The sequence below is a fragment of the Micromonospora acroterricola genome (assembly GCF_003172955.1).
Classification (GTDB): domain Bacteria; phylum Actinomycetota; class Actinomycetes; order Mycobacteriales; family Micromonosporaceae; genus Micromonospora; species Micromonospora acroterricola.
In genome coordinates this window covers 1-4,023 of record NZ_QGKR01000366.1, presented here as the reverse complement: position 1 = coordinate 4,023, position 4,023 = coordinate 1, and the positions used below count along the sequence as shown (strand labels likewise).

The 4,023-nt window shown below is 73.5% G+C and carries 4 protein-coding genes; 1 reads left to right on the top strand and 3 read right to left on the bottom strand.

All coding sequences use genetic code 11. The features are described 5' to 3' along the window. Positions 1-32 precede the first annotated feature (32 nt). The 3 genes from DKT68_RS30650 to DKT68_RS30640 form a co-directional block, all read right to left on the bottom strand. Positions 33-728, bottom strand: a complete 696-nt coding sequence (locus tag DKT68_RS30650; protein ID WP_109820860.1) for a hypothetical protein — start codon at positions 726-728, stop codon at positions 33-35. A 78-nt stretch (positions 729-806) separates the two neighbouring features. Continuing rightward, entirely contained in the window at positions 807-1,658 is an 852-nt protein-coding gene (locus DKT68_RS30645; RefSeq protein ID WP_236647152.1) for an aldo/keto reductase, read from the bottom strand. A gap of 145 nt (positions 1,659-1,803) precedes the next feature. Further along, entirely contained in the window at positions 1,804-2,772 is a 969-nt protein-coding gene (locus tag DKT68_RS30640) for a LysR family transcriptional regulator (protein ID WP_109820858.1), read from the bottom strand. A 52-nt stretch (positions 2,773-2,824) separates the two neighbouring features. Between DKT68_RS30640 and DKT68_RS30635 the strand changes: the two genes are divergently transcribed. After that, the gene (locus tag DKT68_RS30635; RefSeq protein ID WP_109820857.1) at positions 2,825-3,733 is read left to right on the top strand and encodes a serine hydrolase; all 909 of its coding nucleotides are present in this window, start codon (positions 2,825-2,827) and stop codon (positions 3,731-3,733) included. The last annotated feature ends 290 nt before the right edge of the window (positions 3,734-4,023 follow it).

Genomic DNA, 4,023 nt, shown 5'->3' with positions numbered 1-4,023 from the left:
CGGCAGCAGCGGCGCCCGCCCCACGGCGGCGCTCAGGCGATCCTCTCCAGGGCGGCCGACGCGAGCGGGGCGACCTTCGCGATCAGGTCCGTGCTGGCCGCCAGGTCGCCGTTGTTCGCCGCGGCGTCCACCTCCATGACGAAGTTGCCGCGTACGAGGATGAGCGTGCACTGGTGCCGGGTCGCCTTCCCCTTCAGCCGCTCGCAGAAGGTGATCACGTCCGGGCCGTTCGGCACCGGTGGGGGCGAGGGCCGCACGATCGTCGAGGTACGCCCGTCGTCAGGCACCTCGTACTGCTTGCACGTCGCGAGGACCGACCGCAGCTCGTCGGCGAGCTTGCGGCCGGGAACCTTCAGGTAGCCGACCACGTACTGCCGCAGCCACAGGGTCTCGCCGTCCCAGCTCCGCTCCCGGTAGGCGGTGCGTTTGATGTCCGACGGCAGGCTCGCCCTGCACAGGGAGATCAGCTTCCACGCCTCGCTGTTCTCGTCGGTGTACTGCGCCGTCTCCGGGTGGAACCGGGCGTCCAGGTCCAGCATCGCCCCCGTCACCCGGCTGCGGACGTCGGCGGTGGAGCTCGGCGCCGGGTGCGGCTTCGGTGGGGTCGGCGAGGCCGCCACCGCCGGCGCGGACCAGCGAGGGGCCTTCGCGGCCTGGCTCGGGGCGCAGGCCGCCGGACCGAGCAGGAGCAAGGGCAGCAGAGCCAGGATGGTACGGCGGAGCGACATCGCCGGGCGCGGTCCTTTCACAGGAGAAGAGGGCCCGGTCAGGCCCCCTTCCTGTGTGCGCCGTCGCCGGCCGACGCGTTACGCCGGCAGGTACGCGAAGGTGTCCGGGTGCCCGCCCTGCCGGCCGGCCTCACCCTTGTCCAGTTCGGTGAGCCGCTCCATCGCCGTGTCGTCCAGGGCGAAGTCGAAGATCCGGAGGTTCTCCTCGATCCGCTGCGGGGTGGTCGACTTCGGGAAGATGATGTCGCCGCGCTGCACGTGCCAGCGGAGCACCACCTGCGCCGGGGTCCGGCCGACCTGCTCGGCGATGTCGACCACCGTCGGGTCGCCCAGCACCTTGCCCTGCGCGATCGGCGACCACGCCTCGGTGAGGATGTTGTGCTCACGGTCGTAGGCGCGGACCTCCTCGTTGCCGAAGTACGGGTGCGCCTCGACCTGGTTCACCGCCGGCACCACGTCGGCCTCGGCGGCCAGCCGCTGCAGGTGCGACACCTGGAAGTTCGACACGCCGATCGAGCGGGCCCGACCGTCGCGCTGGAACTCCTCCAGCACCTTCCACGTGGAGACGAAGTCGCCGTCGTACAGGGTCGGCAGCGGCCAGTGGATCAGGAACAGGTCGATGTAGTCCATCTTCAGCGCCGCCAGCGTCGAGTCGAACGCCCTGCGGGCGTCGTCCGGGCGGTGGAAGGCGTTGTTCAGCTTGCTGGTGATGTAGACCGCGCCGCGGTCCAGGCCGGACTCGCGGACCGCCTGGCCCACCTCGGCCTCGTTGCCGTACATCTCCGCGGTGTCGATGTGCCGGTAGCCCACCTCGAGCGCCGTGCTCACCGCCGCGACGGTGTCCTTCGGCTCGATCTGGAACACCCCGAAGCCGAGCTGCGGAATTGTGGTGCCGTCGTTCAGGCTGATGTCGGGAATCGTGTTGGCCACTGCGGCTCCTTCGCGTCTTCGTCCGAGGCATCGTGGCGCGGACCCGTGTCCACGTCCGCCGCCTCCCGTGCCACCTGTCATCCATACCCGGGCGGGAGGTCGATTCACCGGTCATCCCCCAGTGATCAGCGCAACGCGGGGCCGCTCACCCGGTCGTGTCGAAGAGCACCGGCCAGGGCCGTGCTGCCGGCACCGACGGCGGGCCGGCCGACGTGGGCGTCGCGGGCTCGGCGCCGGCCAGCACCTCGGCGGCGAGCTGCCCGAACATCGGGGCCGCCGGGTGCGCCGACCGGTCGGGCCAGGCCGCCGAGGTGCGTTTCGCCAGCGGTGCGTCGGCGATCGGCCGCCAGGCGATCCGCGGTTCCCGACGGGCCACGGTCGCCGGCTCGACGGCCACCGCGCCACCGGCCAGCACCAGCCCGAAGAGGAACTCCGGATTGCGCGCCGGCCGGACCCGCGTCGGCCGCCAGCCGTGCCGCCGGCACACCGCCAGCAGGTGGTCGTGCCAGCCCGGCGCGGTCGCCCGGGGCGCCGCCACCAGGTCCAGGCCGGCCAGCGCGGCGAGCGTCACCTCCCGGCCGCGGGCCAGCGGCGAGGTGCGCGGCAGGAGCACCCCCAGGGGTACGTCCACCGGGGCGCCGAAGCGCAGCCCGTCGGCCGCCACCGGGTGGTGCACCAGCCCCACGTCCAGGTTCCGTTCGGTGAGCATCCGCACCTGCTCGCCGGTGGTCAGCTCGTGCAGCTCCACGTCGAGGCCGGGCGCCCGCGCGGTGAGCGCGTCCAGCAGCAGGCGCAGTGTCACCGCGGGCGTCTCCGGTGGCACCCCGGCCCGCAGGATGCCCAGCTCGCCCGCCCGGACCTGCCCCATCAGGCTGCGCAGCCGGCCCTCGCCGGCGAGCAGCTCCTCCGCCTCGCCGAGCAGCAGCTCACCGGCGGTGGTGAGTCGCACCTGGCGGCGGGACCGGTCGAACAGCTCGACGGTCAGCTCCCGTTCCAGCCGCTGGATGGACTGGCTCAGCGGCGGCTGGGCCATGCCCAGCAGCTCGGCGGCCCGCCCGAAGTGCAGCTCGCGGGCGACCACCACGAAGTGCCGCAGGTGCCGGAGCAGGTCCACGGCCCGGACCCTACGCCAGCGCCGGTCTGGTGCCGCTGGATACCGTGCCGGGGTGGACGTGGGGGAGCGCATCGAGGCCATCTTCGCCGGAGCGGGGGTGACCGCGAGCCTGCACGCCGTCGACCTGGACGCCGTCGACCCTGCGGGCGGGACGGTCGACGGCCGGGAGATCGGGGTACGCGCCGACGAGCAGGTGGTGATCGCCTCGATCTTCAAGATCCTGCTGGTGCTGGAGTTCGCCCGGCAGGTCGTCGCCGGCCAGCTGGACCCGACCGAGCGGATCCTGGTCACCGCCGCCGACCGGCTCGGCGGGTGGGGGCTGGCGGGCTGCACCGACGACGCCGAGGTGTCGTTGCGTGACCTCGGGTACTTCGCCATGTCGGTCAGCGACAACACGGCCGCCGACCTGCTGCTGCGCCGGGTCGGCCCGGACCTGCTGCCGATGCTCGCCGCCGAGCTGGGGCTGACCCGCACCCGCGTCCTCGGCGGCCCGCGGGACCTGGTCGAGGCGATGCTCGCCGACGTGGGCGCGCGGACCGAGGCGGAGTTCGCCCGGATCTTCCCCACCCTGCCGGCGGACCGGGTCTGGGCGATGCGGGTCTTCGACCCGTCGCGCACCACGTCCAGCACGGCGCGGGAGATCACGCGGCTGCTCACGCTGATCTGGCGGGACGAGGCCGGGCCGCCGGAGGCCTGCGCGATGGTCCGCACCTGGATGGCCCGGCAGATCTTCTGGACCCGGCTGGCCGCCGGTTTCCCGCCCGGCGTCCGGGTGTCCGGTAAGACCGGCACCCTGCCCGGGCTGCACCTGGAGGCCGGGGTCGCCGAATACCCCGACGGCGGCCGGTACGCGATCGCCGTCTTCGCCCGCGCCGACCAGTTGGCCCCGCGCCGGATCGACGTGGACCTGGCGATGGGAAACGCGGCCCGGACGGCCGTCGAGGCGCTGCGCGGAGACTGATTTCGCACCGCTCCGGGTGCCGGCGCAGGGTCGCTGAGCAGGCCCGATATGCGGAGGCGTATCGGAGCCGGCGGTCCTCGATCTTGGACCTGGGCCCGGTGGCGCTGATTGGCTCGTGTCGACCAATCGCCCGACCACGGGGAGCAGATCCGTCATGCCCAACCTCGACCGCCGTCGCTTCCTCCGCGACGCCGCAGCCACCACCGCCCTGGTCTCCGCCGGCGGCCTCGCCGCCACCTCGGCAACACCGGCCCACGCCGCGCCCCCGGCCGCCGCCCCCGCTCCGACCA

What these genes read in the sequence shown, in the direction of transcription:
- DKT68_RS30650 (WP_109820860.1), bottom strand. Translation starts at nt 728, where the DNA reads ATGTCGCTCCGCCGTACCATCCTGGCTCTGCTGCCCTTGCTCCTGCTC.